This window comes from Variovorax paradoxus (genome assembly GCF_009498455.1).
Classification (GTDB): Bacteria; Pseudomonadota; Gammaproteobacteria; order Burkholderiales; family Burkholderiaceae_C; genus Variovorax; species Variovorax paradoxus_H.
The window spans coordinates 1026135-1052882 of the sequence record NZ_CP045644.1 but is presented as its reverse complement, the minus strand read 5'-3'; the positions used below and the strand labels follow the sequence as shown (position 1 = coordinate 1052882).

At 68.3% G+C, this 26748-nt stretch carries 25 protein-coding genes; 13 read left to right on the top strand and 12 right to left on the bottom strand.

All coding sequences use genetic code 11. From position 1 onward, the window contains the following. Positions 1-41 precede the first annotated feature (41 nt). On the bottom strand, positions 42-1493 hold the full coding sequence (locus GFK26_RS04750) for an amidase (protein WP_153280998.1): 1452 nt from the start codon (positions 1491-1493) through the stop codon (positions 42-44). 272 nt (positions 1494-1765) lie between these two features. Here GFK26_RS04750 and GFK26_RS04745 point away from each other — a divergent pair, with 272 nt between their 5' ends. Next, entirely contained in the window at positions 1766-3760 is a 1995-nt protein-coding gene (locus tag GFK26_RS04745; RefSeq protein ID WP_153280997.1) for a tetratricopeptide repeat protein, read from the top strand. A gap of 92 nt (positions 3761-3852) precedes the next feature. Further along, complete coding sequence (locus tag GFK26_RS04740; protein WP_153280996.1) at positions 3853-4014, top strand: hypothetical protein; 162 nt, start codon at positions 3853-3855, stop codon at positions 4012-4014. Between the two features lie 115 nt (positions 4015-4129). Here GFK26_RS04740 and GFK26_RS04735 read toward each other — a convergent pair whose 3' ends face one another. Beyond that, complete coding sequence (locus tag GFK26_RS04735; protein ID WP_153280995.1) at positions 4130-5281, bottom strand: ABC transporter substrate-binding protein; 1152 nt, start codon at positions 5279-5281, stop codon at positions 4130-4132. 71 nt (positions 5282-5352) lie between these two features. Beyond that, a complete protein-coding gene (locus GFK26_RS04730; RefSeq protein ID WP_153280994.1) occupies positions 5353-6843 on the bottom strand; it encodes a DHA2 family efflux MFS transporter permease subunit in 1491 nt (496 codons plus the stop codon). Positions 6844-6982: 139 nt separating this feature from the next. Between GFK26_RS04730 and GFK26_RS04725 the strand changes: the two genes are divergently transcribed. Then, complete coding sequence (locus GFK26_RS04725) at positions 6983-8338, top strand: zinc-binding metallopeptidase family protein (protein WP_153280993.1); 1356 nt, start codon at positions 6983-6985, stop codon at positions 8336-8338. On the opposite strand, the gene GFK26_RS04720 is transcribed toward GFK26_RS04725, so the two are convergent. Both GFK26_RS04720 and GFK26_RS04715 read right to left on the bottom strand, forming a co-directional pair. After that, the gene (locus tag GFK26_RS04720) at positions 8329-8547 is read right to left on the bottom strand and encodes a cysteine-rich CWC family protein (RefSeq protein ID WP_153280992.1); all 219 of its coding nucleotides are present in this window, start codon (positions 8545-8547) and stop codon (positions 8329-8331) included. The two genes, GFK26_RS04725 and GFK26_RS04720, sit on opposite strands and share 10 nt — an antisense overlap. Continuing rightward, entirely contained in the window at positions 8544-9806 is a 1263-nt protein-coding gene (locus GFK26_RS04715; protein ID WP_153280991.1) for a 6-phosphofructokinase, read from the bottom strand. Before GFK26_RS04715 ends, GFK26_RS04720 begins: the two co-directional genes overlap by 4 nt. A gap of 227 nt (positions 9807-10033) precedes the next feature. On the opposite strand from GFK26_RS04715, the gene GFK26_RS04710 reads away from it, so the two are divergent. Continuing rightward, positions 10034-10936 (top strand): DUF4261 domain-containing protein, encoded by a 903-nt coding sequence (locus GFK26_RS04710; protein WP_153280990.1) that lies wholly within the window; start codon positions 10034-10036, stop codon positions 10934-10936. 143 nt (positions 10937-11079) lie between these two features. Here GFK26_RS04710 and GFK26_RS04705 read toward each other — a convergent pair whose 3' ends face one another. Next, entirely contained in the window at positions 11080-11442 is a 363-nt protein-coding gene (locus tag GFK26_RS04705; RefSeq protein WP_153280989.1) for a DUF2917 domain-containing protein, read from the bottom strand. Between the two features lie 82 nt (positions 11443-11524). On the opposite strand from GFK26_RS04705, the gene GFK26_RS04700 reads away from it, so the two are divergent. Then, positions 11525-12451 carry a LysR substrate-binding domain-containing protein gene (locus tag GFK26_RS04700; protein WP_153280988.1) on the top strand — a complete coding sequence of 309 codons (927 nt, stop codon included), beginning with the start codon at positions 11525-11527 and terminating at the stop codon, positions 12449-12451. Between the two features lie 25 nt (positions 12452-12476). Here the strand turns inward: GFK26_RS04700 and GFK26_RS04695 are convergent, their stop codons facing one another. Further along, entirely contained in the window at positions 12477-13055 is a 579-nt protein-coding gene (locus tag GFK26_RS04695; RefSeq protein ID WP_153280987.1) for a fasciclin domain-containing protein, read from the bottom strand. A gap of 398 nt (positions 13056-13453) precedes the next feature. Here GFK26_RS04695 and GFK26_RS04690 point away from each other — a divergent pair, with 398 nt between their 5' ends. After that, positions 13454-13681: a hypothetical protein gene (locus tag GFK26_RS04690; RefSeq protein WP_153280986.1), complete on the top strand. Its 228-nt coding sequence runs from the start codon at positions 13454-13456 to the stop codon at positions 13679-13681. Then, on the top strand, positions 13674-14456 hold the full coding sequence (locus GFK26_RS04685; protein ID WP_153280985.1) for a hypothetical protein: 783 nt from the start codon (positions 13674-13676) through the stop codon (positions 14454-14456). The genes GFK26_RS04690 and GFK26_RS04685 overlap by 8 nt, the downstream gene beginning before the upstream one ends. 16 nt (positions 14457-14472) lie before the next feature. Here the strand turns inward: GFK26_RS04685 and GFK26_RS04680 are convergent, their stop codons facing one another. From GFK26_RS04680 to GFK26_RS04670, 3 genes are all read right to left on the bottom strand, one after another. Beyond that, positions 14473-15747 carry an MFS transporter gene (locus GFK26_RS04680; RefSeq protein ID WP_153280984.1) on the bottom strand — a complete coding sequence of 425 codons (1275 nt, stop codon included), beginning with the start codon at positions 15745-15747 and terminating at the stop codon, positions 14473-14475. A 152-nt stretch (positions 15748-15899) separates the two neighbouring features. Then, positions 15900-18074 carry a malate synthase G gene (locus tag GFK26_RS04675; protein WP_153280983.1) on the bottom strand — a complete coding sequence of 725 codons (2175 nt, stop codon included), beginning with the start codon at positions 18072-18074 and terminating at the stop codon, positions 15900-15902. Positions 18075-18126: 52 nt separating this feature from the next. Continuing rightward, on the bottom strand, positions 18127-18804 hold the full coding sequence (locus GFK26_RS04670; RefSeq protein WP_153280982.1) for a haloacid dehalogenase type II: 678 nt from the start codon (positions 18802-18804) through the stop codon (positions 18127-18129). A gap of 183 nt (positions 18805-18987) precedes the next feature. Between GFK26_RS04670 and hisC the strand changes: the two genes are divergently transcribed. Continuing rightward, a complete protein-coding gene (hisC, locus tag GFK26_RS04665; RefSeq protein ID WP_153280981.1) occupies positions 18988-19965 on the top strand; it encodes a histidinol-phosphate transaminase in 978 nt (325 codons plus the stop codon). A 77-nt stretch (positions 19966-20042) separates the two neighbouring features. Here the strand turns inward: hisC and GFK26_RS04660 are convergent, their stop codons facing one another. After that, complete coding sequence (locus GFK26_RS04660) at positions 20043-20783, bottom strand: IclR family transcriptional regulator (protein WP_153280980.1); 741 nt, start codon at positions 20781-20783, stop codon at positions 20043-20045. A gap of 89 nt (positions 20784-20872) precedes the next feature. Between GFK26_RS04660 and GFK26_RS04655 the strand changes: the two genes are divergently transcribed. The 4 genes from GFK26_RS04655 to GFK26_RS04640 all read left to right on the top strand — a co-directional run bounded on the left by GFK26_RS04655 (position 20873) and on the right by GFK26_RS04640 (position 24467). Further along, on the top strand, positions 20873-21808 hold the full coding sequence (locus GFK26_RS04655) for a hydroxymethylglutaryl-CoA lyase (RefSeq protein WP_153280979.1): 936 nt from the start codon (positions 20873-20875) through the stop codon (positions 21806-21808). After that, positions 21801-22991, top strand: a complete 1191-nt coding sequence (locus GFK26_RS04650) for a CaiB/BaiF CoA transferase family protein (RefSeq protein WP_153280978.1) — start codon at positions 21801-21803, stop codon at positions 22989-22991. The genes GFK26_RS04655 and GFK26_RS04650 overlap by 8 nt, the downstream gene beginning before the upstream one ends. Before the next feature lie 32 nt (positions 22992-23023). Next, positions 23024-23950 (top strand): LysR family transcriptional regulator, encoded by a 927-nt coding sequence (locus GFK26_RS04645; protein WP_153280977.1) that lies wholly within the window; start codon positions 23024-23026, stop codon positions 23948-23950. Between the two features lie 64 nt (positions 23951-24014). Then, positions 24015-24467, top strand: a complete 453-nt coding sequence (locus GFK26_RS04640) for a DUF2214 family protein (RefSeq protein ID WP_056584391.1) — start codon at positions 24015-24017, stop codon at positions 24465-24467. Between the two features lie 85 nt (positions 24468-24552). Here the strand turns inward: GFK26_RS04640 and GFK26_RS04635 are convergent, their stop codons facing one another. Then, positions 24553-24921, bottom strand: coding sequence for a hypothetical protein (locus GFK26_RS04635; RefSeq protein WP_153280976.1), 369 nt, complete (start codon positions 24919-24921; stop codon positions 24553-24555). Between the two features lie 133 nt (positions 24922-25054). Here GFK26_RS04635 and argS point away from each other — a divergent pair, with 133 nt between their 5' ends. Next, positions 25055-26740, top strand: a complete 1686-nt coding sequence (gene argS / locus GFK26_RS04630; RefSeq protein WP_153280975.1) for an arginine--tRNA ligase — start codon at positions 25055-25057, stop codon at positions 26738-26740. Positions 26741-26748 lie beyond the last annotated feature (8 nt).

Genomic DNA, 26748 nt, shown 5'->3' with positions numbered 1-26748 from the left:
TGTGTGATGTGTGGGAGTGCGGAAACAGGGAACTTGTGTGGCTACTGCAGCAGCGGCGACTGCGCGTTCGCGAAGGGCGCGGCCTGGTGCCAGCCGTGCGCCATGCGCAGCACGTCGAGGTCGGCGCCGGGGCGGCCGATGAGCTGCAGGCCCATCGGCAGGCCGCGCGTGCCCTCGGCCTGCGAGAAGCCGGCCGGAATCGCCATCGCGGGCAGGCCGGCGAGCGACGGGCCGATGGTCACTTCCATCCAGCGGTGGTACGTGTCCATCGCGCGGCCGCCGACCTCGCGCGGCCAGTGCACGTCGGCCGGCAGCGGAAACACCTGCGCGGCCGGCAGCACCAGGAAGTCGAAGCGTTCGAAGAGCTGCAGCAGCGCGGCATGCCACTGCGTGCGCGTGACAGCGGCTTCGTGCAGCGCGGCGGCGCTCAGGCGCTCGCCCTGCTCGATCTCCCAGCAGGCCTCGGGCTTGAGCTGCGCGCGCGTGGCCGGGTCGGCATGCAGCCCGCGCAGCGCGCCGGCCACGATGAAGCCGCGCAGGCGCAGCCACGCGGTCCACAGCGCATCGAAGTCGAAGCTGGGCACGGCAGGCGCCACGCTGCAGCCCAGCGTGTCGAAATGCCGCAGCGCCGATTCGCACAGCGCCATCACGCCCGGGTCCATCGGCAGGTGGCCGCCGAGGTCGCCGAGCCACGCGATGCGCTGGCCGCGCAGCTCTGAGTCGAGCGGCTGCGCAAAAGCCTCGCCGTCGCCCGCCAGGCTCAGCGGCGAGCGCGCGTCGTAGCCGGCCTGCACCGACAGCAGCCAGGCCACGTCCTCGGGCGTGCGGCCCATCGGTCCTTCGCAGCCCAGCTGCTGGAAGAACAGCTCCGGCCCCGGCCCGATGGGCACGCGGCCCAGCGAAGGCCGCAGGCCGTAGACGTGGTTCCATGCCGCGGGGTTGCGCAGCGAACCCATCATGTCGCTGCCGTCGGCCACCGGCAGCATGTGCAGCGCGAGCGCCACCGCCGCGCCGCCGCTGCTGCCGCCGGCCGCGTGGTCGAGGTTCCATGCGTTGCGCGTGGTGCCGAACACCGTGTTGTAGGTGTGCGAGCCCAGGCCGAACTCGGGCGTGTTGCTGCGCCCCACGAACACGGCACCGGCGCGGCGTAGGCGCTCGACCATGATCGCGTCGTGCGGCGTGACCTGCTTCGCGAACACCGGGCTGCCCATGGTGGTCGGCAGGCCGGCGGTGGCGACGAAATCCTTCGGCGCCATCGGGAAGCCGTGCAGCCGCCCTACGGTGTCGCCGCGCGCGCGTTGCGCATCGCAGGCATCGGCCTGGCGCAGCATCTCCTCGGGCGCTTGCAGCGAGACCAGCGCATTGACCCGCGGGTTGAGGTGCTCGATGCGCGCGAGGCAGGCCTGCATCAGCTCGCGGCACGAGAGCTCGCGGCGTTGCAGGGCGGCGGCGAGCGCACGGGCGCTCGGCAAGGGCGGCAGGGTGGCGGACATATGACGATCGACGATAGCGATCGCGCCCGCAAGCGGTTATCAAAAAATGGCAAAACGGGCGCACGGGGAACCAAGGGATTCCCCTTGGCCGGCAGCCGTTTCAGTGCTGCGACGCGTCGCGCCAGCAGGCGCAGTTCCCGCTGGCTTGCGCGGCCGAACGGCTTCAGGCTCGGCCATGCGCGGCTTGCCCACGAGGGGCGATTGCCGAATTCGAAGTTGTGCCCTAGTCTCCCGATCCTTGCGAGGAACGAAGGAGAAGACGAGGCCATGACATGAGCGTTCGGTCAGCAGAGTTGCTCTTCCAGAGGGGACAGTATTGCAATGCACGAAAGGTCCTGGAGGGACTGGTGCAGGCCGGTCGAAGCATGGGGGCCGCGCATCGGCTGCTTGGCTTCATCGCGGGCAATCAACAGGATTTCGGAAAGGCCGTGGAGCAGTTGCGGAACTCGTTGCAGTACGAGCCGGGATGCCTGGAGACCTGGTACTACCTTGGTGTCGCCTTGCTTCGCTCCGATCAGCACAGGGCCGCGGCAGAGGCCTTTGGCCAGGTTCTCTTGCGCAATCCCGAGGTCTTCGAGGCCGCACATGATTTGGGGCTCGCACTGCTCGCTACCGGGAGAACCACGGAGGCCCTCACGCATTTCGAACGCGCGGTGCACTTGCGGCCGGATGCGTTCGAAGCCCATCTGAATCGCGGTGCGGCCTGTGGAAAACTGCGGCTGTACGAGCAGGAGTTGGCGTGCTACGAGCGCGCCATGGCACTGCGAAAGTCGCACCCTGCGTTGATCATGAATTACGGTACGGCGCTGTGCCAGGCACGCCGTTTCTCCGACGCGATCGACCTGTACGAACGCACCTTGCGAGACCATCCCGGCGAAGCGAACTTCGCATTCGCCCGCGGTGGGCTTTGCTACGCCAAGGCGGCCATCGCCGACTGGCAGGGTCTCGATGAACAGGTGGCGCTGGTGCGCGATGAAATTCGCCAGGGATGGGCGTGCGTCGAGCCCTTTGCGCTTCTGAATCTTCCCTCGACGCCGAAAGAGCAATTGCAGGCAGGGAGGCGCCATGCGGCAAGCCTCTATCCAATGGCGCCCAAGCCGCTGCATGCCCGTGAGCGAAAAAGGGAGGGACGTATACGCTTGGCTTACATGTCTGCCGATTTCGGAAAGCATGCGACCTCTTACCTCGTTGCCGAAGTGTTCGAGCGACATGGCCGCGAGCGCTTCGAGATCACTGCGATCTCCCTGCGAAAGAGCGACGGCAGCGCCATGCGCCAGCGTCTCGAGCGTGCGTTCGACCGCTTCATCGATGCGCATGAGCTGTCGGACATGGAAGCGGCGCAGGCCATCGTCGATCTGGAGATCGACATCCTGGTGGACCTTGGTGGCTATACCTACGGTGCACGACCAGCGGTGCTGGCCTTGCGGCCCGCGCCAGTTCAGATCAGCTACCTGTGCTTTCCAGGCACGCTCGGTGCGCCGTTCATCGACTATCTGGTGGCCGACGCGTTCCTGGTTTCCGAGGCAGCGCGCGAAGACTTCAGCGAGAAGATCATCTGCATGCCCCACAGCTACCAGCCCAACGACTCGCGTCGCACGATGATTTCCGGACCCATGTCGCGCACCGCCGTTGGCCTGCCGGAAGGTGCCTTTGTCTTCTGCAACTTCAATGGCAGCCAGAAGCTCAACGCCCAGTTCTTTGGCATCTGGGCCCGTCTGTTGAATCAGGTCGACAACAGCGTTTTCTGGCTCAGGAGTGGCTCCGATCTCTACAACGACAACCTGCGCTCAAGGGCCCGCGAACACGGCGTCGATCCAGGGCGGCTGGTTTTTGCGCCTTGGGTTGAACAAGAGACACACCTGCGGCGGTTGCAACTGGCCGATCTTTGCCTGGACAACCTGCCCTACAACGCGCACACGACGGCCAGCGACGCACTCTGGGCAGGTGTGCCGCTGGTGACGTGTGCAGGCCCCACCTTCGCGGGCCGGGTGGCGGGCAGCCTGCTCACTGCAGCGGGATTTTCGCAGCTGATCACGCATTCGCCGTCTGCCTATGAGGCGCTGGCCCTGGCCCTTGCCACGGACCCATCGCGCCTCGCCGCGTTGCGCGCTGAGCTGGCTGCGGCGCGCGACACCTGCAGGCTGTTCGACACGGGGCAGTACACCCGCCATCTTGAACAAGGATTCACCGCAGCCTGGGAGCGGTGCCGTGCGAACCTGGCACCGGACCACATCGACATTGGCAGTGCCTGGCGAGTCACGGCCTGAACCTGAGCTGCTGGCTGTCGACGGCGGTGCGCGATGTACATGCCACGACGGCCCCCCGGGGCGTATGCTTGCGCGCCGCGGAGGGTTCCCAGATGCTTCCCATCGTCGTTGCGCTCATGGACCTGCTGCGCCGCACGATCCCGACAACGGGCACGTCGATCGTGCAGTTCCGCAAGCTGCACATCGCGGGGATGGTGCTCAACGTGATGCAGCTGGGCACGGTGGCTTGGGCGCTCACGCAGCTGGGGTTGTGAGCAGACCCGGGTTTGTCGTTCATGCCTCCATTTTTTGGCGGCTCGGGCAGGGAGCCGCAAGGCTCGCCGGTTTGCGCAAGCAGTTCCCGGTACGCCAACCTGTTCGAGCTGCCGCCTAACGCAGGAACCGCCCTTCCTTCGTCACCCGCACCATCTCGATGAAGCGCGAGCCCGTGTTGCTTGCGCCTGTGAAGTCGATCTCCATGTTGCCGATGCGCAGCTTCATCGCCTTCAGCGTGGCGTGCAGCTTCGCGCGTGTGAGGTCGCGGCCGGTGCGGCGCAGGGCTTCGATCATCACGAGCGCGTTCACATAGCCCTCGTAGCTCAGGTAGCCGATGTCGACCTTGGCGCGCTCGGCCAGCTGGCGGTAGTCGCGGGCGGTGGCGTCGACCTCGCTCCAGGGGTAGGGCACGATCTGCGAGATGGCCAGGCCGCTGGTCTTGTCGCCGACGAGCTTGGCGGTGACGTCGCCCGGCACGATCGACATGCCGTAGAACATCTGGCGACCGCCGGCGCTCCAGGCGCTCTTCATGACCTCGCCGCCGATGCCGCCGCCCAAATACATGAGCACGGCCTGCGCCTGGCTGTCGGCCAGCGCCTTGCCCGCGGCCTCGTTGGTCGTGCCATCGCCCTTCACCGGCACCGCGGCCACGGGCTTGAGCTTGAGTGTGTCGAGCGCCGACTCGACCAGCCGCGCCACTTCGGCGCCGCCGGGGTTGTCCAGGTAGGCCACCGCGATGCGCGAGACGCCGATGGTCGTCAGGTGCTGCACGAGCGCCTGCGCCTCGCGCGCGAAGGTGGCGCGCACGAAATAACCGGCGCCCGCGACCTTCTCGCGTGCCGAGTCCGACACCGCATAACCGCCGACCATCGGCGCGCCGCTCTGGCCCAGCACTTTGGCGGCGGCGGCCGTGGTGCCCGAGCCCACGCAGCCGAAGAAGGCGAAGGCGCGGTGCTCGGCGAGCAGCTTCTCGTAGTTGGCGACGGCCTTCTCGGGCTTGAGCTCGTCGTCGAGCGAGACCAGCTTGAGCTTGCGGCCCGCGAGCCCGCCCTGCGCATTGACTGCGTCGAAGGCCAGCCCGGCGCCGGCCATCACGACCTTGATCGGCGCGCCCAGCGGTCCGCTCAGGATGCCGGTGTGGCCGAGCACGATCTCGCCGTCGCTGACGCCGTTCTCGGCGGCCAAGGCGCTGGAAGACAGGGAGAAGAGGGGGCCGAGGCCGGCCGTCGCCGCGGCCGAGGCGGCGAGAAAACGTCTGCGATGCATGGAACCGATTCCGCTTTTGGATACAACTGATAACAATTGAAAGCGAAAGCGGCTCCTTGCGCCGCCGGGGTTTACCCCCTGTGTTGCGCCGTGTCCTCGTCGGGTTTCTCGCGCAGCTGCCAGGCCGCGCAGACGGCCAGCGCGCACAGGCCGGCCAGCATCAGGAACACCTCGTCGAAGGCGGCCAGCCGGGCCGGGGTGCTCACCGGGTTGGCGAGCGAGTCGCCGTGCGCGGCCAGGCGCCATTCAAGAATGATGGCGCACAGGCTCACGCCGACCGCGCCGCCGAGCATGCGCACGAAGCTGATCGCGCTGGCGCCCTGCGGAATGAGCGGCTTGGCCAGCGGACGCATCGACCCCAAGTTGAGCGAGGGCAGGATGAAGCCCAGCCCGATGCGCCCGACGATCGCGAACACCACCAGCAGCCACAGCGGGCTGTCCAGCCGCAGCACGGCCATGAGCGCGAACGACACCGCCAGCAGCGCCAGGCCGATGCTCACCAGCAGCCAGGTCGGTTGCTTGTCGGCCAGCCGGCCCACGCCCGCGATGGTGAAGGCCAGCACGATGCCGGCCGGCAGCAGGGTGGTACCCACGTGCGAGGCCGACAGGTGCAGCCCCACCTGCATGTACACGGGCAGCAGGTAGGTCGAACCGAACAGCGCGGTGCCGTAGATGAAGGCGACCAGGCTGCCCATGGCGAACTGGCGGTAGCGAAACAGCGCGAGGTTCATGAGCGGCTCGCCGCCCGAGGCCATGAGCCGGCGCTGCCACCAGACGAAGGCGGCAAAGGCGATGAGCGCACCGGCCAGCAGCAGCGCGGCCTGCAGCGGCGAATCGCCGCGCAGTTCGACCAGCCCGTTCAGCAGGCACAGCGTGCCCACGGTGCCCAGCGCCAGCCCCCGCGCATCGAGCCCGCTGCCGCGCGCCGCGGCCACGCCGCCGGGCGCGGTCTTGGGCACGAACTTGTAGGCCAGCCAGATCGAGGCCAGGCAAAAGGGCACCACCATGAAGAAGATCGAGCGCCAGCCGAACAGGTCGACCAGCACGCCGCCGATGCTCGGCCCGATGGCCGGCGCCAGCACCACGCCCATGCCGAAGATGCCGCTGGCGCGCCCCTGCTCGTGCGGCTCGAAGGCGCGCAGGATGATGATGGCCGGAATGGGCTGCACCACGCCGGCCGCCAGCCCTTCGGCCACGCGCGCCATCAGCACCAGCGGGTAGTGGTTGGCCAGCCCGCCGACGATGCCGCCGGCCAGCAGCAACAGCATCGTGCCGACGTAGGTGCGCCGGTAGCCGTAGCGCGACAGCAGCCACGGCGTGGTGAGCATCGACACCGTCATCGCCACCATGAAGCCCGAGCTCACCCATTGCGCGCGCTCCTGGCCCAGCGCGAAGTGGTGGCTCATGTCGGGGATCGCCACGTTGACGATGGTCGACGACATGATCGATGCCATCGTGCCCACCATGACCGACAGCAGCAGGTACCAGCGGTAGCGCTCGCCGTAGCGGGCGCGAAGAACGCCCATGGAGGGCGGCGTGTCGGGTGTGTGGGGGGAGGTCATGAGGCGGCGCAGGGACGGTCGCGGGTCCGTCGTCCTACAAGCATATCGGTGTTTGCGCGGCCGACGCCACATGCGCGGGTCGCACAATGCGGCGGCTGTCCCCCGTGCGTCAAGCCGTCATCAAAAGAACAAACAAGCCATGAATCCGTCGATCCAAGAACCCGCCCATGAACCGGCCGACCCCGCCACGCCCGATGCCGCCCCCGCGCTCGGTGCCGAACTCGCCGCGCCCACCGTCAGCCGCGCCTACCGCTGCCAGTGCGGGCGCCCGGTGTTCCTGCGCAACAGCAAATGCCTGGCCTGCCTCACGCCGCTGGGCTACGTGATCGACCGGCTCGGTGTGGTGCCGCTCGCACCTGCGCAAGGCGAGGGCGCGTTGCCCGACACCTTCACCGTCTTCGGCGACCCGCACGGCCCCACCTACCGCCGCTGCGCCAACCTCATGACGCCGGCCGCCTGCAACTGGATGGTGGCAACGCCGCGCGAAGGCGAAACCATTCCGCCCGACACGCAGGGCCATGCGCCGGGCTACTGCCTGTCGTGCAGCGTCACGCGCACCATTCCCGACCTGTCGGTGGCGGCCAACGGCGAGCTGTGGTGCAAGCTCGAGATGGCCAAGCGCCGGCTCATTTCGCAGCTGCTTGCGCTCGGTCTGCCGGTGGTGAGCCGACACGCCGATCCGGTGCACGGGCTGGCCTTCGATTTCCTCAGCAACGTGCCGGGCCGACCGCACGTGATGACGGGCCACGAGCAGGGCCTGATCACGCTCAACGCCGAGGAGGCCGAAGACGCCGTGCGCGAGCGCATCCGCGCCGAGATGCACGAGCCCTACCGCACGCTGCTGGGCCACTTCCGCCACGAGGTCGGCCACTACTACTGGGACCTGCTGGTGCTGCCCACGCCGTGGATCGACGACTACCGCGCGCTCTTCGGCGACGAGCGCGCCGACTACGGCGCCGCGTTGCAGCAGCACTACGAGCAGGGCCCGCCGCCCGACTGGGCGCAGCGCTTCGTCAGCAGCTACGCGAGCATGCATCCGTGGGAAGACTGGGCCGAAACCTGGGCCCACTACCTGCACATGGCCGACACGGCCGACACGGCGATGAGCTTCGGCATCGATGCGAGCAACGTCGAGCTGCAGAGCGACCTCTTCACCGCCGCCGACCTGTGGCAGCCCGAGCATCCCGACGCCGCGAAGTTTCTCGACTTCATCAACGGCTGGGTGCTGCTGACCAGCATGCTCAACGAGCTGTCGCGCAGCATGGGCCAGCCCGACTACTACCCCTTCGTGCTGCCGCGCGCGGCGGTGGGCAAGCTGCAGTTCATCCACGGCGTGATCACCGCGCAGCGCAGCGGCACGGCGCCGACGATGGTGATGGCGGGGGATGTGGCGGCGCCTGCGGCGGAGGTTGTCGAGCCTGCGCCGATGCCGTCGCAAACCCAGTCACAAGCGCAAGCGCCGTCGCAGTCGCAGGGCGACGTCGCTCAGTCCTGAGCCGGCGGCAGGCCCGCGGCGCAGCGCGCGCAGATGCAGGCCTGCCCGCGCAACGCCGGTGGCAGCGTGTCGAGCGGCGCCAGCGAAAAATCGGTGGCCATGCACCAGCAGGGCGGTTGTGCCTGGCCCGTCTCGCGCTCGACCTCCATCGCGCAGCGGTTCGCCTCGCCGCACAGCGGACAGTGCGCGGTGTCGATGACCACGGTCATGCGAGCGCGAAGGCCGGCAGCTTCTTCGGCACCGCCACGTTGCGCAGCGTTGCGTACACCGGCAGGCCGTCGCGGTAGGCGGGGTAGTCTTCGCCCGCGATCAGCGGCAGCAGGTAGCGGCGGCACTTCTCGGTGATGCCGTAGCCGTCGTCCGAAATGAAATCGCGCGGCATCGGCTTCTCGACATTGGCGACCGCTTCGAGCGGCGCCGCGCCCAACGTGTACGCATAGGGCACGTCGCTCGTGCGCTCGATGGTCGGCATCACCGCGTTGCGGCCTTCGAGCGCGAGCTCGACCGCGCGCTGGCCCAGTTCATAGGCCTGCTTCACGTCGGTGGCCGAGGCGATGTGCCGCGCGGCGCGCTGCAGGTAGTCGGCCACCGCCCAGTGGAACTTGTGGCCCAGCGCCTCTTTCACCATCTGCGCCACCACCGGCGCTGCGCCGCCGAGCTGCGCATGGCCGAAGGCATCGCGCGCGCCCTGCTCGGCCAGGAAGGTGCCGTCGGGGTGATGGCAGCCCTCGGACACCACCACCGAGCAGTAGCCGTGCTGCTGCACCAGCGCATCGACGCGCGCCAGGAAGCGGGCCGCATCGAACGCGATCTCGGGGAACAGCACCACCACCGGAATGCCATGGTCGGCCACCAGCCCGCCGGCCGCGGCGATCCAGCCGGCGTGGCGGCCCATCACCTCGAGCACGAACACCTTGGTGGAGGTGGCGGCCATCGAGCGCACATCGAACGAGGCCTCGAGCGTGGACACCGCCACGTACTTCGCGACCGAGCCGAAGCCCGGGCAGCAGTCGGTCAGCGGCAGGTCGTTGTCGATGGTCTTGGGCACGTGGATGGCCTGCAGCGGGTAGCCCATCGACTGCGACAACTGGCTCACCTTGAAGCAGGTGTCGGCCGAGTCGCCGCCGCCGTTGTAGAAGAAATAGCCGATGCCGTGGGCCTTGAACACCTCGATCAGGCGCTCGTATTCGCGGCGGTTCTTTTCGAGCGACTTGAGCTTGTAGCGGCACGAGCCGAACGCACCTGAGGGCGTGGTGCGCAGCGCCGCAATCGCCTCGGCCGGCTCGGCGCTGGTGTCGATCAGGTCTTCGGTGAGCGCCCCGAGGATGCCGTTGCGCCCGGCATAGAGCGTGCCGATGCGGTCCGGGTGCCGGCGCGCCGTTTCGATCACGCCGCAGGCCGAGGCGTTGATGACCGAGGTGACGCCGCCCGACTGGGCGTAGAAGGCGTTGAGGATGGCAGTGCTCATGGGGCAAATCTCCGTGCGGGTAAGCGACCGGCGCAGGGTGGCAACGCTTCGCGGGAAGGCCATTCTGGCGCAGTCGCCGGCCGCAGGCCAATGGCCTGCTTGGCAATTTCGCGCGATTACAGTTCGTTGCTGTGCGCCGCCCAGGAAGGCCACGCACGTGGCGTGCGACCCGGTCCGCGCCGGCCCTATCCATTTGCAGGCACACCCATCACCCAAGGAGTCCGCGCGTGAGCATTTTTTCCCGTTTCTTTGGCCGCAAGGACGAGCCCGGCGATGCCGGCGCATTGGTCGCCAACCTCGAGGCCGGGGAGGCCGGCGACGGCGTCGCGCTGACGGTCCTGTTCGCGGACGCGTTGAACTTCGATGTCGCCGCGCTCGCGCAGGCATTGCGCGCCTACCACCGCTCCACCGGCGACGCGCGCTGCGAGATCACCGAAGACCCCGGCCCTTTTCTGGCGCTGGCGGGCTGGAAGAACCACGTGGTCCGGATGGTCGGCTTCGATGTGCCGATGCCGGCCGAATCGGTCGAGGTCTGCGTGGCGCCGGCGCACTATCCGCAAGAACTCAAGGCCCAGGTGCGCGCGCACCGCAGCCACGTCATCCTCTACTACGCGGGTTACGAGGACTCGGTGCTCGAACAGTACGTGGCCCTGGCGACCGTGGCTGGCGCGCTGGCCCGGCTCGGCGCGCTGGTGGTGCTGAACGAATCGGCCCACACCTCGCTCCCCGCGGCCGTGTTCGACGCCGACATCGAAGGCGACAGCATCGAGTTGCTGCGAGACCTCGACCTGCCGGCCCTGTACTGCGGCTTCGTCAAGTACGAGGTCGAAGGCGTGCAGGGCGTCTGGATGCGCACCTATGGCGCGCACCACTTCGGCCAGCCCGATTTCGCTGCGTTGGCCGAAGGCCACCACGAAGGAGAGAAGTACTTCGAGCTGTTCGGCAACGTCCTGCGCTACCTGATCGACAGCGGCGCCGAGATGGGCGCCGGCCACACCATGCAGGTCGGCGAGGACAAGTTCCTGCGGCTGCGCGCGCCGCTCGAGGCGGAGTACTTTCTCGACGGCCCCGAGGCCGTGCTGGTGACTGAACTGATCGGCGCCCACGAGATCAACGCGCGCCCGCACTGACGGACCGGTCCGCCGGCCGTGCGGTTGCGCACGGGCTTGCTCGGGTTCAGCGCGCACCGCACGCAGGGCTGCGGTGTCCGTTGCGGCGCGGTCATGCGAGCGCTCCGCCGAAAGCCTGCGTCACGGGGCGATGGCGCCCGTGGTCAAGCCGGGGACAAGCCGTGCAGCGGCAGTCGCCAGGGCGACCGCGCGCGAGCCTGTGCGCGCGAGGCCGGGTTCGGCAGCGCGGCGGGCTGCGCGTCCGACACCGAGATGCACGACGACTCCAGCGCCGACACCAGCACGCGCCGGTGCTCGGTGCTCTCGAAGCGCTCGCCCGGCCCGAGCACGATGTCGCGCGGGTCGCGGTCGAGCGTGATCCACACGGCGCCGCTGCGGCACTCGATGCCCACGCCTGCGCCGTCGGGCACGGCGAAGACGGCGCGGCTCGGCAGGCTCACGTGAAAGCGCGAGGTCGACGAGGAGAAAGAAAAGGCGGAAGGAGACGGGGCGGTGGCGGTGCTCATGGGAAGCTCCATTGCATTCGTGATACGAATGAATATAGTGAGTTGATCCCCCTCTTACACGCGGTCATTCGGAACTCGTTGCATGCCTACAGAGAATGCGAAAACCTCCGCCGGCGAACTCCCGCCGCTCGAGCTGCTGCGCAGCTTCGAGGCCGCCGCGCGCCGGCTGAGCTTCACGCTGGCGGCCGGCGAACTGCACCTCACGCAGTCGGCCGTGAGCCGGCAGATCCAGCAGCTCGAAGCCAGCCTGGGCGTGCTGCTGTTCGAGCGCCGCCACCGCGCGCTCGCGCTCACCGAAGCCGGCGGCGTGCTGCAGCGCGCCGTCACCGACAGCCTGGAGCGCCTGCGCGACGCCACCGCGCGCGTGCGCGCCAGCGCCGCGCCGCGGCAGGTGTCGATCACCAGCACGCCGGGCTTCGCGTCGCTGTGGCTCATTCCCAAGCTGGCGCGCTTCACCAGCACGCACCCGCAGGTCGACGTGCGCGTGTCGGCCACGCTCGATGTGCTCGACATGGAACGCAGCCGCATCGACGTGGCGGTGCGCTTCGTGCCCATCGGCCGCGGTGTGGGCCCGGCGCTGTTCGAGGAATCGGTGATCCCGCTGTGCGCGCCGCAGGTCGCCGCGTCGCTGCGCGAGCTGTCCGACTTTTCCAAGCTCACGCTGCTGACCATCGAATACCCGGACCACAGCGAAGCCCCGACCGCCGACTGGGAGCCGTGGCTCAAGGTGATGGGGCTGGAAGACCTGCGCATGAAGAGCACGGTGCGCTTCACGCAGTACGCCGATGCCGTGGCCGCCGCGGTGGCGGGGCAGGGCGTGGTCATCGGGCGCCTGCCGCTGCTGCGCGAACTGATGCGCGACGGCCGGCTCGTGGCGCCGCTCGGCGAGGGCGCGGCATCGCACCGCGGCTACTTCATCGAGATGTCGCGGCGCGCCGCGGGCAACCGCGACGCGCAGGACTTCGCACAGTGGCTGCGCGACGAAGCCGAGGCCGCGCAGCGGAGCTGACGAAGGGCCGCGGCCCGCCTGCCGATCAACCCGGCAGCAGCACCTTGTTGACGACGTGGATCACGCCGTTCGACTGGTAGACATTGGCGATCGTCACCGCCGCCGTGCCGCCCTTGGCGTCGGTCACCCACACCGTGCCGCCGCTCATCGTGGCCGTGAGCGTGCCGCCGCTCGCGGTCTTCAGCATCGCCTTGCCGCCGCCCGCGTTGATCGCGCTCGTCAGCGCCGCGCTGTCCATGCGCCCGGGCACCACGTGGTAGGTCAGCACCTTGGTGAGCGTGGCCTTGTTCTCGGGCTTGAGCAGCGTGTCGACCGTGCCGGCCGGCAGTGCCGCGAACGAGGCGTTGGTGGGCGCGAACACCGTGAACGGGCCCGGGCTCTTGAGCGTGGCCACGAGGTCGGCCGCCTTCACCGCGGCGACCAGCGTCGTGTGGTCCTTCGAGTTCACGGCGTTGTCGACGATGTCCTTCGTCGGGTACATCGGCGCGCCGCCGACCATGGGGGTCGCCGATGCACTGCTGTTGCTCATGCCCATGCCGCCACCACTGCCGGCACAGGCACCGAGCAGAGCCGACACGCCGAGTGCGATCACGAGTTTTTTCATGGATGTCTCCTGGAAAGAAAGGCTCTGTGGAAACCGCCAACAGCTCGGAGGCGCGATGCGCTTGAGATGTCATACGGCGGGATGCACGAAGCGGATTCAACGCGCGCGTTCGTGTCAGCTTTGCGCCACAGCACTGCCTGCAAGGCTTGCGCACGGCGCAGCCCCTCGCCAGAATCCGCCCTTCCTTTTTCAGCGACAGTTTTTTCCGACACCACGCACGGCGACGATCAACCTCCCGGGCGAGAACACCATTCAATGAACCGTTCACTGAACACCTGACGCACACCGACCGCCCCGGCCGGATGTGCACCTTCGCATCCGCCGCGGCCGAATCGACAAGGGCCCCGCGCGCAACTGCATTCGCCGGGGCCTTTTTGTTTCTTTCGGAGTGTGCGCACATGAGTGCTCAACGAAAGGCCCGCGACGACGACAAGCGTCTGGGCCGGTTCTACTTTGCGGTGCCCGCGTCGGCACCGCGCAATCCCGTGGTGGCCGCGATGGCCCGCCGCGAATCCAGCCAGGGCGCAGGCCGCCACCTGCGCACGCACCGCGCCGAGCGGCGCGCGCAGAAGGTGGCGCTGCAGAAAGCCGCGCATGATTTCAGGCGGAGGGCCGACGATGCGTGACGACATGGACAAGGTGATCGTCGAGCGTCCGCGCGGCGGCTGGCGCGTGCAGGGCGACGGCCGCCCGTGGCGCAACAGCCCCGAGCGCGGTTCGCACCTGGGCATGAAGGGCGGCCTGCAGCATCCGAAGTGGCTGAGCGAAAACCTCCAGCCGCTCAAGCGCTGGCTGCACAAGCAGGTGCACCGGCCGTGGGACAAGGTGTACGCCGAGCTGTGCGCGGGCATCGATCGCCGCAGCACGGTGCAGGCGCACATCTTTTTGCATGTCGACGATTTCGTGGCGCGCGACGCGGTGCTGTGCGACGGCGAAGTGCGGGTACGACCGTACCGCTGGGGAAGCCGGCACGGCGTGCCGCTGCACGAAGCGCCGGGTGTCGAGCTGTTCGTGCATCCGGCCACCGGCATCCTGCTGCCGAACCGGCGCTTGCGCGAAGCGCGTGCGGCGCGTCGTGCAGACCGGGCCGGGCGGCGCGGTGGCACGCCGTGCGCGGTCTACCACGTGATCGACGAGACCACGCAGTGGCACTGCGTCGAGGGCTGCTGGTTCGAGGTCGTGCTGGCGAAGTTTCCCGAGCGCGCAGGCGCGGCGCAGCCAGAGCCCAAGTGCTACGACGTGCTGCGTCGCTGCATGGTCACGCGCTGCGGCGCGGCGCGACGTTCAGCGCCGGGCCTGCCCACGCACGTCGACATGTACGGGCGTCACGATGTCTATGCCGCCGCCAAGCGGCAGCTGAGTCGGCGTGAGGTGCGGGCGCGGTTGGGTGATGTGACGTGAGGCGGCGTGTCGGCGATCAGGGCGTGGGCCGCACCTGCACCTTCGCCCGCGGCAGCATGAGAAACGCCAACGTCCCTGCCGCCAGCATCCCGCTCACCGTGAGGAACACCGCGCGGAACGGTTCGGTGCCGTGGGCGACGGCCCAGGAGGCGGCGACGCCGGTGGTCCATTGCATCAGCGAGACGCCGAGGAACATCGCCATGTTGAGCAGCGCCATCGCGCGGCCGGTCACGGCCGCCGGGTAGGCGTTCTTGGTGTACGCGTACAGCAGCACGCTGTAGCCCGACAGCAGGCCGTAGACGATCGGCAGGCCGATGTCGATGGCGCGCGATTGCGTGAGGGCCATGGCGGCGAACATCGCCGCGCCGGCGAAGGCGCAGCGCATCATCCAGCGCGTGCGGCGCGCGCCGCCGGGGTCGAGGCGACCGAAGAGCATGGGGCTGGCCATGCCGGCGACGGTCATCACCAGCGCCACGTTGCCGCTGGCCACGAGCGAGAGGCCGTGGCGGTCGTGCAGCACGGGGCCGAGCCACAGGCCTCGCAGCGTGATGAAGGCCGCATACGACACGCAGGCGAAGCACAGCAGGCCGAGCGTGTGAGGCATGGCGAACAGCGGCACCAGGTCGCGCACGGCCTGGCGCAGCGACTGGCGTTCGGGCGCGGGTGCGTCCGATGCCGCCGTCGTTGTTGCCGTGCGCGCGGGCTCGTGCACGCCCCAGAAGATGACGATCCACGAGAGCACGGCGAAGGCGGTCAGTGCGGCATAGCCGGCGCGCCACGACGCAGCCTCGATCAGCAGCGCCAGCGGCGTGCCGGTGAACACGATGCCCAGGCCCGCGAGGCTCATCACCAGCCCCGACATGGCGGTGAAGCGCGAGGCGTCGAAGTGCCGCGCGATGAACACGGTGCAGGCCAGGAAGGCGGGCGCGCAGCCGACGCCGATCAGCGCCTGCCCCAGCAGCAGCGCGCCGAAGCCCGGTGCCACGGTGCACAGCGCGGCGCCCGCGATGGCGAGCGGAAAGGCGGTGAGCACGGTGCGGCGCACGCCGAAGTGGTCGATCGACACGCCCATCGCGAGCTGCATGATGCCGAAGGTGAAATGGAAGGTGCCGGCCCAGGTGCCGAGCGCTTGCGGCGTGAGGCCGAAGTGCTGCGTGAGCGGCGTGGCCATCATGGCGCCGACGGTGCGAAAGGCCTGGCTCAGCGCGAAGGCGGTGGCCAGTGCGACCAGCATGCCGGCGGCCGAGGTCGACCAGCGTGTCGGGGGCGGCGATGCCGCGTGCTTGTTCATCGAAAGAGACGGAGACCGCAGAGAGAAAAGGAAGGCGGCGTCGATGCTACCGGCATGTCGCGCACCATGCAGAACGGCGCCCGAGGGCGCCGTTCGTTGGCTGTCTCCGAGGCGTCAGTGCCGGCGGTTGCCGGCACCGCGCACCGCGCGCGTCAGGCCGCGGCCTTGACCTTCAGGCGCCAGGCGTGCAGCAGCGGCTCGGTGTAGCCGCTGGGCTGCTCGATGCCCTTGAACACGAGGTCTTGCGCAGCCTTGTAGGCGGCCGAGGTCTCGAAGTGGCCGGCCATCGGCTGGTACAGCGCGTCGCCGGCGTTCTGCTCGTCGACCACCTTGGCCATGCGCTGGAAGGCCTCGTCGACCTGCGCCTTCGTGACCACGCCGTGCAGCAGCCAGTTGGCGAGGTGCTGGCTCGAGATGCGCAGCGTGGCGCGGTCTTCCATGAGGCCGACGTTGTGGATGTCGGGCACCTTCGAGCAGCCGACGCCCTGGTCGATCCAGCGCACCACGTAGCCCAGGATGCCCTGCACGTTGTTGTCGATCTCCTGCTGCTTCTCGGCGTCAGACCACTTGGCTTCGGCGGCGATCGGCACCTGCAGCAGCGCGTTCAGGATGTTCTCGCGCTCGCCTTCGGCGTCGATCTTCTCCAGCTCTTGCTGCACCGCGGTCACGCTGACCTGGTGGTAGTGCAGCGCGTGCAGCGTGGCGGCGGTGGGCGAGGGCACCCAGGCGGTGTTGGCGCCGGCCTTGGGATGGGCGATCTTCTGCTCGAGCATGGCGGCCATCAGGTCGGGCATGGCCCACATGCCCTTGCCGATCTGCGCCTTGCCGCGCAGGCCGCAGTTCAGGCCGACGAGCACGTTGTTCTTTTCGTAGGCGCCGATCCACGCGCTGGACTTCATGTCACCCTTGCGAATCATCGGGCCGCCCTGCATGGCGGTGTGCATCTCGTCGCCGGTGCGGTCCAGGAAGCCGGTGTTGATGAAGGCCACGCGCGCGGCGGCTTCGGCGATGCAGGCCTGCAGGTTCACGCTGGTGCGGCGCTCCTCGTCCATGATGCCGAGCTTGACGGTGTTGGCGGGCAGGCCGAGCAGCTGCTCGACGCGGCCGAACAGCTCGCTCGCAAAGGCGACTTCGGCCGGGCCGTGCATCTTGGGCTTCACGATGTAGATGCTGCCGGTGCGCGAGTTGCCCTTGCGCTTCACATCGATCATCGCGATGGTGGTGGTGACCACGGCATCCAGGATGCCTTCGGGGATTTCCTTGCCGCCTTCGTAGAGGATGGCCGGGTTGGTCATCAGGTGGCCCACGTTGCGCAGGAACATGAGCGAGCGGCCGTGCAGCTTCAGCGGCTGGCCGTTGGCGCCGGTGTATTCGCGGTCGGCGTTCAGGCCGCGCGTGAAGGTCTTGCCGCCCTTGGCGACTTCTTCGGTCAGCGTGCCCTGCACGATGCCCAGCCAGTTCGCGTACGCGACGACCTTGTCGGCCGCGTCGACCACGGCCACCGAGTCTTCCAGGTCGAGGATGGTCGAGAGCGCGGCTTCGAGCACGAGGTCGCTCACGCCGGCCGCATCGCTCTTGCCGATGGCGGTGCTGCGGTCGATGCGGATGTCCAGGTGGATGCCGTTGTGCTTGAGCAGCACCGACGACGGCGCGGCGGCGTCGCCCTGGTAGCCGACGAACTGCGACGCATCGGCCAGGCCGGTGGTGCTGCCTTGCAGCGCGACGACCAACTGGCCGTCCTTCACGCTGTAGCCGGTGGCGTTCTTGTGCGAGCCGTTGGCCAACGGTGCGGCCTGGTCGAGCACGTTGCGTGCGAACTCGATGACCTTGGCGCCGCGCACGGGGTTGTAGCCCTTGCCCTTTTCGGCGCCACCGGTTTCGGGGATGGCGTCGGTGCCGTACAGCGCGTCGTACAGCGAACCCCAGCGTGCGTTGGCGGCGTTGAGGGCGTAGCGCGCGTTCAGGATCGGCACCACCAGCTGCGGGCCGGCCTGCAGCGCGAGTTCGGAGTCGACGTTGGCCGTGGTGGCCTTCACGCCCTTGGGTTGCGGCAGCAGGTAGCCGATCTTTTCCAGGAAGGCGCGGTAGGCCGGCATGTCGGCGATCGGGCCGGGGTTCTTCTGGTGCCAGGCGTCGAGTTCGCTTTGCAGGCGGTCGCGCTCGGCGAGCAGGGCGACGTTCTTGGGCGCGAGGTCATGGACGATGGCGTCGAAGCCCGTCCAGAACACGTCGCTGGCCACGCCGCTGGCGGGCAGGACCTTGTCTTCGACGAAGCGGTGCAGTTCGGTCGCGACCTGGAGTCGGTGGGCGGTGGTGCGGTCGGTCATGTGTTTTCTCCTTGGGAACGCAATGCAAAAAATGGAAATCGGGGGGCCTGGTTCAGAAGAAGGCGAGCACGTCGCGCAGGCTCTGGCCGGTGCGCTCGGGGGACGTGCCCAGTTCTTCGAAAGGCAGCTGGTAGCGGTTGACCCAGAGCGTGCGAAATCCGTACCAGGTGGCGGCCAGCGCGTCCCAGCCGTTGCAGCTCACGAATGCGATCTGCGCGGGCGGCAGGCCGGTGGCCGTGACGCCGAGCCGGTAGGCCTCGGGATGGGTCTTGTACTTGCGGATGCCGTCCACGCTCAGCACGTGGTCGAGCAGGCCGTGCAGGCCGGCGCTGCGCACGGCGGCGTCGAGCATGCCGGGGTCGCCGTTCGACAGGATGCCGGTGACCACGCCGCGCGCCTTCAGTGCCTGCAGCACTTCGCGGCTTTCTTCAAACGCGGCGAGCGTGCGGTAGGCGTCCATCAGCTGCTGCTCGGCGGCGTCATCGAGCGCCAGGCCCAGCCGCTTGGTGCTGTAGCGCAGGGCGGCACGCGTGAGTTCGCTGAACGGGCGGTAGTGCGCGCCGTCGTTGCTGGTGGTCACGAGGCGGGTGTATTCGATCTGCTTGTCGCGCCAGGCTACGGCCAGCGCGGCCCCCTGGCCGGGGAACAGCCGCTCGGCCGCCTGCGCGACGCTGTACACGTCGAACAGGGTGCCGTAAGCGTCAAAGAGAACTGCCCCAGGTGAAGCCATGCGAGAACTGTATTCGATACTTTGCGGGCCAGTAAGAGCCGAAAGTGAGATTTATCTGTGACAAAAATGCATGTAATGAACAAGGCCCGGGAAGGCCGCCACCGGCGTCAACGGGTAGGCCCCGAGGCTGGGGCGATGGCAACTCTATATATTTAACTTCTTAAATAACCAGTTCCCACCGCAATGATCCTCCTGGCTTCCAATGAAAACCCGCTCGGCATGCCCGAGTCGGCCCGCCGCGCCGCCGCCGCCGCCCTCGAAGGCGCGGGCACCTACCCCGACAGCAACGGCACCGCGCTCAAGCAGGCACTGGCCGCGCGGCTCGACGTGCCGCCCGAATGGCTCACGCTGGGCAGCGGATCGAGCGAGATTCTCGAGCTGGCGGCGCAGGTCAGCCTGAAGCCGGGCGAGAACGTCGTCTATTCGCAGTACGGTTTCATCGTCTACGCGGCGGCCACGGCGCACGCCCACGCGCGCGCCACCGTCGTGCCCTCGCGCGATTTCGGCCACGACCTCGACGCGATGCGCGCCGCCATCGGCGACGACACCAAGCTCGTCTTTGTCGCCAACCCGAACAACCCGACCGGCACCTTCATCGATGCTGCGCCGCTGCGCGACTTTCTGCAATCGGTGCCCGCGCACGTGACGGTGCTGCTCGACGAGGCCTACACCGAGTACCTGTCGCCCGCGCAGCGCTACGACAGCATGGAGTGGGTGCGCCGTCTGCCGAACCTGATCGTGGCCCGCACTTTTTCCAAGGCCTTCGGCCTGGCGGGGCTGCGCATCGGCTACGGCGTGTCGCAGCCGGCGCTCACGGCGCGCATGAACGCGCAGCGCCCGCGCTTCAACGTGACGACGCCAGCCCAGGCCGCGGCCGTGGCGGCGCTGGGCGACGCCGAGTTTCTGGCGCGCACCTACGAACTCAACACTGCCGGGCGCGACCAGCTCGCTGCGGGCTTCACCGCGCTGGGCCTGCCGTACGTTCCGTCGTCGGGCAACTTCCTGATGGTGCAGGTCGGCGATGCGTCCGCCGTGCACGCGCGCCTGCTGGCTGCCGGCATCGAGGTTTCGCTGCTGGGACCGTATGGCTTGGCGCAATGGCTGCGCGTGAGCGTCGGGCTGCCGGCGCAGAACGAGGCGTTGCTGGCGGCGTTGGGCTGAGCGATGCGCTGCGGCTTTTTCAAAGGCCGCGTGCCCCCATCCCAGCCTTCCCCCCGGGAGGGGAAGGAGCAAGACCGTCAGACCTGCCCGCTGAGTTCCTTCGCAGCTGCGCGCACCGGCTCGACATAGCGTTCGTCATACCGATGCGTCGGCATCGTCAGCGTGACTGCCGCAGCCAGTCGCCCATCCGCATGGAACACCGGCGCCGAGATGCCCGCCAGCTCGGCCGTGCGGTCGCCCACCAACGCGCAATAGCCTTGCGCACGGATCGCGTCGTACAGCTTGCGTTCCTTCGCGCCGCGCGGCCGTTCGGCCTCGGGCCCGAAGGCGATCAGCACGCGCGCGCCCGCGCCGCGGTCGTTGGGCAGCAGGTCGCCTGCGCGCACGTGGTCGCGCACGACGTGCGACGAATCGACGCGGAACTGGCACAGCCGCACCCAGCTGTCGCCCTGGTCCTGTCGCACGTGGTACGCCGCGCTCTCGCCGGTGGCGGCGGCGAGCGTGCGCAGCACCGGCAGCACGAGGCGGTCGAGCGACTGCGACGCCGCATACAGCCCGTGCAGTCGCGCGATCTCCAGCCCCAGCGCATAGCGCCCGTCGTCCTGCCGGCGGATGAGCCGCGCGTGCTCCAGCGAGGCCAACAACCGCAGCACCGTGCTCTTGTAGAGCTGCGTGCGCTCGGCAAACTGCGCGAGCGACAGCGCCTCGTCGCCGGGCTGGAAGGCCGAGAGCAGGCTCAGCGCACGGTCGACGGCAGCGGCGCCGCCTGGGGCGGCGTTGAGGTCGGACACCGATTCGTTCTGGGCTTTGCGGGGCATGGCGTGGCTTGACAGTCGGCAGGCTTGCCGATTTAATTCTGTTTAACAGAATATAGTTCTGTAAGATAGAACAGTCAAGGAAGCACCCGATGACCTCCCCCGACGTCCTCATCAGCGAGGTCGGCCCGCGCGACGGCCTGCAATCCGTGAAGGCCACCATGCCCACGGCCGACAAGCTGCGCTGGATCGACGCGCTCTACGCCGCCGGCGTGCGCGAGATCGAGGTCGCCTCGTTCGTGCCCGCGAAGCTGCTGCCGCAGATGGCCGACGCCGCCGAGGTGGTGCGCCATGCCGTCACGCTGCCCGGCCTCGTGGTGATGGCGCTGGTGCCCAACCGCAAGGGCGCGCAGGCCGCGCTCGAGGCGGGCGTGCACAAGCTCACGATGCCGGTGTCGGCCAGCGTGGCGCATTCGCTGGCCAACGTGCGCAAGACGCCGACCGAGATGGTCGAGGAGGTGCGCGCCATTGCCGAACTGCGCCGCACCATCGCGCCGCAGGTGAAGCTCGAGGCCGGCATCTCCACCGCCTTCGGCTGCACGCTGCAGGGACTGGTGCCGGAAGACGACGTGATTCGTTTGGCGGCGCAGTGCATCGAGGCCGGCGCCGACGAGTCGGGCCTGTCCGACACCGTGGGCTACGCCAACCCCGCGCAGGTGCGCCGCCTCTTCCAGCGGCTGCGCGCCGAGATCGGCGTGCACGCGGGCGCCGCCCACATGCACAACACGCGCGGCCTGGGCATCGCGAACTGCCTGGCCGCGTGGGACGAGGGCGTGCGCACCTTCGACGCCTCGCTCGGCGGCCTCGGCGGCTGCCCGTATGCGCCGGGCGCGTCGGGCAATGCGGTCACCGAAGACCTCGTCTTCATGTTCGAGGCCATGGGCGTGCGCACCGGCATCGATCTCGAAAAGCTCATCGCGGCGCGCGCGCCGCTCAAGGCCGGCCTGCCTGGCGAACCGGTCTACGGCATGACGCCCGAAGCCGGATTGCCCAAGGGCTTTGTCCAGGAAACCCTCTCTCATGTCTGAAGCCAATCCCTTGCCCTACGCGGGCGTGCGCGTCGTCGAGTTCACTCACATGGTCATGGGCCCGACCTGCGGCCTGCTGCTGGCCGACCTGGGTGCCGAGGTCATCAAGGTCGAGCCCATCGAGGGCGACAACACGCGCCGCCTGCTGGGCTCGGGCGCGGGCTTTTTCCCGACCTTCAACCGCAACAAGAAGAGCATCGCGCTCGATTTGAAAAAGCCCGAAGGCGTGGAGGCCGCGCTGCGCCTCATCGCCACGGCCGACATCGTGAGCGAGAACTTCAAGCCCGGCACGATGAAGAAGCTGGGGCTCGACTACGACACGCTCGCCAAGCTCAACCCGCGTCTCATCTACGTGAGCCACAAGGGCTTTCTGCCCGGCCCGTACGACCACCGCACTGCCCTCGACGAGGTGGTGCAGATGATGGGCGGCCTCGCCTACATGACCGGCCGCGCGGGCGACCCGCTGCGCGCGGGCACCAGCGTGAACGACATCATGGGCGGCATGTTCGGCGCCATCGGCGCGATGGCCGCGCTGCGCCAGCGCGAGCTCACGGGCAAGGGCTGCGAGGTGCAGTCGGCGCTGTTCGAGAACAACGTGTTCCTGGTCGCGCAGCACATGATGCAGTTCGCCGCCACGGGCAAGGCCGCCGACCCGATGCCCAGCCGCATCTCGGCCTGGGCGGTGTACGACGTGTTCACGGTGAAGGACGGCGAACAGATCTTCCTCGCAGCGGTGAGCGACAAGCAATGGGCCATCTTCTGCAAGGCCTTCGGCCTCGAAGACATGCTGGCCGACCCGCGCCTGAAGACCAACAACGACCGTGTGCGCGCGCGCGACTGGATGATGCCGATCCTGCGCTCGCACCTCGCGAACCACAGCGCGGCCGAACTCAGCGCGGTGTTCGAGCAGAACGAGCTGCCCTTCGCGCCCATCACCAAGCCGCAAGAATTGTTCGACGACCCGCACCTCAACGCCACCGGCGGCCTCGCACCCGTGCGCATGAACGACGGCCACATGGCCAAGGTGCCGCTCGCGCCGTTCACGCTCGGCGGCGAGCGCCCCGGCATCCGGCTGCAGCCGCCGCACATCGGCGAGCACAGCGAGGCGCTGCTGAAAGAAGTGGGCTACAGCGACGATGACATCGCCGCGCTGCGGGCGCAGGGCGTCACAGCCGGTGATTGATCTTCGGTGGCGGGCGATATAGTTCCCGCGCCATGGACCGCCTCAAGCAGCTCGAATCCTTTGTCTCGGTCGCGACCCGCGGCAGCCTCACCGCGGCGGCCAAGGCGGAAGGCGTGGCGCCCGCGATCATGGGCCGGCGCATCGACGCGCTCGAGGAGCGCCTGGGCGTCAAGCTGCTGGTGCGCACCACGCGCCGCATCACGCTCACGCACGAAGGCAGCGCCTTTCTCGAAGACTGCCAGCGCCTGTTGACCGAGTTCGCGAACGCCGAGGCCAGCGTGAGCGCCGGCGGCGTGAAGGCCAGCGGCCACCTGCGCGTGACGGCGCCGGCCGGCTTCGGCCGTCGCCACGTCGCGCCGCTGGTGCCGCGCTTTCATGCGCTGCATCCCGAAGTGACGATCTCGCTGAACCTCAGCGACCGCGTGGTCGACGTCACGGGCGAGAGCTTCGACTGCGCCGTGCGCGTGGGCGACCTGCCCGACTCGTCGCTGGTGAGCGTGCGCCTGGCCGACAACCGCCGCCGCTGCGTCGCCACGCCCGAGTTCCTGCGCCGCCACGGCACGCCGAAGCACCCGGGCGAGCTGTCGCGCTTTGCCTGCCTCACGCTGTCGAGCGACGCCTCGCAGACGCGCGGCTGGGCCTTTCGCATCACCAATGAAGAGGGCGCGCAGGAACTGATCCACCTGCGTCCCAGCGGCCCGCTCGATTGTTCCGACGGCCAGGTGCTGCACGACTGGTGCCTCGCGGGCCACGGCATTGCCTGGCGCAGCACCTGGGAGGTCGAGGCCGAGATCGACGCCGGCCTGCTCGTGCCGTTGCTCGACGACTTCGCCGCGCCGCCCAACGGCATCTATGCGGTGTTCGCGGGCGCCAAGCACCTGCCGCTGCGCGTGCGACTGTGGCTTGATTTCCTCAAAGCGCAGTACGGGCAGCCGGAATTCTGGGGCGGGCGGTCCTGAAATCGTGACCGGGCGGCACAATGCTTTTTGCATTTGCTTGCAACCCCGATGAAGAAAGTTTCCGATGACCCTCGAAGCCATCCTCGCCTACCTGCATCTGTTGGCCATCCTCACGATGGTCGTGTTCATCTCCAGCGAAGCCGCGCTGTGCCGCGTGCAATGGCTCAATGCCGCCGTGGTCGAGCGGCTGGCCAAGGTCGACATGGTCTACGGCATCGCGGCCATCGCGGTGCTGGCCACCGGCATCGCGCGCACCTGGTGGGGCGTGAAGGGCACGGCCTGGTACTGGACCAACCCGCTGCTGCACGTGAAGCTCACGCTGTTCATCATCGTGGGCGTGCTGTCGATCTTTCCGACGCTGACTTATTTCCGCTGGCGCAAGACGCTGCGCGCCACGGGCAAGCTGCCCGCGGAGGCCGACATCCTGAAGACGCGCAAGCTGGTGATGATCCAGGCGCACCTGATCGCGCTGATTCCGCTGGTCGCGGTGTTCCTGGCGCGCGGCTTCGGCAAGTAATCAACACCAAAGACAAAAGAAAAGGCCCGCATGAGCGGGCCCTTCGGGAGTAACAAATGTCAGCGCCACACGGCGCTGCGCCGGATCAGGCCTTGGCGGCGCCGGCTTCGCACTTCTTCATGAAGCTGTTCTTGGCGGCACCGGCCAGGGCCTTGCCGTTCTTGTCGATGGCCTTGGCGGCGCAGGCGGGCGCTGCGGCTTCCTTGGTGCACTTCTTCATGAAGCTGTTCTTGGCGGCGCCGGCCAGGGGCTTGCCGTTCTTGTCGATCGCCTTGGCATCGCAGCTGGCACCACCGGCGGGCGCGGCGGCTGCGGCAGGAGCGGCTGCCGCAGGTGCGGCGGCGGCAGCGGGGGCCACGACCGGTGCGGGAGCCTTGTCCTGCGCGTAGGCGCTGAACGACAGGCAGGCGCCGAGCGCGACGGTGGAGGCGACCAGGGAAAGGAGCTTCTTCATGATGGGATATGTCCTTGCAAGGTTGGGTTGTGACAGGCGCCCCGCCTCGGGGCCGACCATCCTAACGGGCGACGTTGCCCATCGGATGACGATCGTTAACTGGGTCCGGGTTTGCCCCCGGTAAAATTCACAGATGCTATTGGTCAAACAGGAGCTGCTCGCGGCGCTCGCGAACACGCTCGAAACCCTTTCTCCCGGCGCTGGCGCCAAAGCCGCGTTCGAGTCGCCCAAGGTGGCGGCGCACGGCGATTTCGCCAGCACCGCCGCCATGCAACTCGCCAAGCCGCTGGGGCGCAAGCCCCGCGAACTGGCCGACGAACTGAGCGCTGCGCTGCTCGCCACCCCCGCTTTCGGCCAATGGGTCGAGGCGATCGAGATCGCCGGCCCCGGCTTCCTCAACATCCGCCTGAAGGCCGCTGCCAAGCAGCAGATCGTGCGCGAAGTGCTGGACGCGGGTGAAGCCTTCGGTCGCCAGCCGGCCACGGGCCAGAAGGTGCTGGTCGAGTTCGTGTCGGCCAACCCGACCGGCCCGCTGCATGTCGGCCATGGCCGCCAGGCGGCGCTGGGCGACGCCATCTGCAACCTGCAGGCCTCGCAGGGCGAGAGCGTGTGGCGCGAGTTCTATTACAACGACGCCGGCGTGCAGATCCAGACGCTGGCCAACAGCACGCAATTGCGCGCCAAGGGCTTCAAGCCCGGCGACCCCGAGTGGCCCAGCGGCGAAAAAGCCCCGGCCTACAACGGCGACTACATCGCCGACATCGCCGAAGACTTCAAGGCGAAGAAGACCGTCAAGTCGGATGACCGCGAGTACACCGCCAGCGGCGACATCGACGACCTGGACAGCCTCCGCGAATTCGCCGTGGCCTACCTGCGCCGCGAGCAGGACCTCGATCTGCAGGCCTTCCGCGTGCGCTTCGACAACTACTACCTCGAGTCCAGCCTCTACACCAGCGGCCGCGTCGAGGCGGCCGTGGCCAAGCTCGTGGCCGCCGGCAAGACCTACGAACAGGACGGCGCGCTGTGGCTGAAGTCGACCGACTACGGCGACGACAAAGACCGCGTGATGAAGAAGCAGGACGGCACGTACACCTACTTCGTGCCCGACGTCGCGTACCACATCGCCAAGTGGGAGCGCGGCTTCCACAAGGTCGTGAACATCCAGGGCACCGACCACCACGGCACCATCGCGCGCGTGCGCGCCGGCCTGCAGGCCGCGGGCGAAGGCATTCCCGAGGGCTACCCCGACTACGTGCTGCACACCATGGTGCGCGTCATGAAGGGCGGCGAAGAAGTCAAGATCAGCAAGCGCGCCGGCAGCTACGTCACGCTGCGCGACCTGATCGAGTGGACCAGCACCGATGCCGTGCGCTTCTTTTTGCTCAGCCGCAAGCCCGACACCGAGTTCCTTTTCGATATCGACCTGGCGCTGGCGCAAAACAACGACAACCCGGTCTACTACGTGCAGATGGCGCACGCGCGCATCTGCAAGATGCTGCGCGACTGGGCCGGCGACGTGGCTTCGCTGAGCACGGTGGACCTGTCCTCGCTGCAGGCTCCGCAAGCGCAGACGCTGATGCTTCAGCTGGCCAAGTACCCGAGCATGTTGACGGCCGCCGCCAAGGATTTCGCGCCCCACGACGTAACTTTCTACCTGCGTGAGTTGGCCGCCAATCTGCACAGCTACTATGACGCCGAGCGTGTTCTCGTCGACGACGAAACGTTGAAGAAGGCGCGCTTGGCACTCGTCGCTGCTTGTGCGCAGGTGCTGCACAATGGCCTCGCGATCCTCGGCGTCAGTGCGCCGAGCAAGATGTGAATCACCCT

Bases quoted from the DNA above. Each gene is read 5' to 3' on its own strand.
- GFK26_RS04640 (WP_056584391.1), top strand. From the start codon at position 24,015: ATGACCCTCGAAGCCATCCTCGCCTACCTGCATCTGTTGGCCATCCTC.
- hisC (WP_153280981.1), top strand. From the start codon at position 18,988: ATGATCCTCCTGGCTTCCAATGAAAACCCGCTCGGCATGCCCGAGTCG.
- GFK26_RS04735 (WP_153280995.1), bottom strand. From the start codon at position 5,281: ATGCATCGCAGACGTTTTCTCGCCGCCTCGGCCGCGGCGACGGCCGGC.
- GFK26_RS04730 (WP_153280994.1), bottom strand. From the start codon at position 6,843: ATGACCTCCCCCCACACACCCGACACGCCGCCCTCCATGGGCGTTCTT.
- GFK26_RS04645 (WP_153280977.1), top strand. From the start codon at position 23,024: ATGGACCGCCTCAAGCAGCTCGAATCCTTTGTCTCGGTCGCGACCCGC.
- GFK26_RS04670 (WP_153280982.1), bottom strand. From the start codon at position 18,804: ATGGCTTCACCTGGGGCAGTTCTCTTTGACGCTTACGGCACCCTGTTC.
- GFK26_RS04745 (WP_153280997.1), top strand. From the start codon at position 1,766: ATGAGCGTTCGGTCAGCAGAGTTGCTCTTCCAGAGGGGACAGTATTGC.
- GFK26_RS04700 (WP_153280988.1), top strand. From the start codon at position 11,525: ATGCCTACAGAGAATGCGAAAACCTCCGCCGGCGAACTCCCGCCGCTC.
- GFK26_RS04655 (WP_153280979.1), top strand. From the start codon at position 20,873: ATGACCTCCCCCGACGTCCTCATCAGCGAGGTCGGCCCGCGCGACGGC.
- GFK26_RS04680 (WP_153280984.1), bottom strand. From the start codon at position 15,747: ATGAACAAGCACGCGGCATCGCCGCCCCCGACACGCTGGTCGACCTCG.
- GFK26_RS04720 (WP_153280992.1), bottom strand. From the start codon at position 8,547: ATGACCGTGGTCATCGACACCGCGCACTGTCCGCTGTGCGGCGAGGCG.
- GFK26_RS04675 (WP_153280983.1), bottom strand. From the start codon at position 18,074: ATGACCGACCGCACCACCGCCCACCGACTCCAGGTCGCGACCGAACTG.
- argS (WP_153280975.1), top strand. From the start codon at position 25,055: ATGCTATTGGTCAAACAGGAGCTGCTCGCGGCGCTCGCGAACACGCTC.
- GFK26_RS04750 (WP_153280998.1), bottom strand. From the start codon at position 1,493: ATGTCCGCCACCCTGCCGCCCTTGCCGAGCGCCCGTGCGCTCGCCGCC.
- GFK26_RS04685 (WP_153280985.1), top strand. From the start codon at position 13,674: ATGCGTGACGACATGGACAAGGTGATCGTCGAGCGTCCGCGCGGCGGC.
- GFK26_RS04705 (WP_153280989.1), bottom strand. From the start codon at position 11,442: ATGAGCACCGCCACCGCCCCGTCTCCTTCCGCCTTTTCTTTCTCCTCG.
- GFK26_RS04740 (WP_153280996.1), top strand. From the start codon at position 3,853: ATGCTTCCCATCGTCGTTGCGCTCATGGACCTGCTGCGCCGCACGATC.
- GFK26_RS04635 (WP_153280976.1), bottom strand. From the start codon at position 24,921: ATGAAGAAGCTCCTTTCCCTGGTCGCCTCCACCGTCGCGCTCGGCGCC.
- GFK26_RS04695 (WP_153280987.1), bottom strand. From the start codon at position 13,055: ATGAAAAAACTCGTGATCGCACTCGGCGTGTCGGCTCTGCTCGGTGCC.
- GFK26_RS04650 (WP_153280978.1), top strand. From the start codon at position 21,801: ATGTCTGAAGCCAATCCCTTGCCCTACGCGGGCGTGCGCGTCGTCGAG.
- GFK26_RS04715 (WP_153280991.1), bottom strand. From the start codon at position 9,806: ATGAGCACTGCCATCCTCAACGCCTTCTACGCCCAGTCGGGCGGCGTC.
- GFK26_RS04690 (WP_153280986.1), top strand. From the start codon at position 13,454: ATGAGTGCTCAACGAAAGGCCCGCGACGACGACAAGCGTCTGGGCCGG.
- GFK26_RS04660 (WP_153280980.1), bottom strand. From the start codon at position 20,783: ATGCCCCGCAAAGCCCAGAACGAATCGGTGTCCGACCTCAACGCCGCC.
- GFK26_RS04725 (WP_153280993.1), top strand. From the start codon at position 6,983: ATGAATCCGTCGATCCAAGAACCCGCCCATGAACCGGCCGACCCCGCC.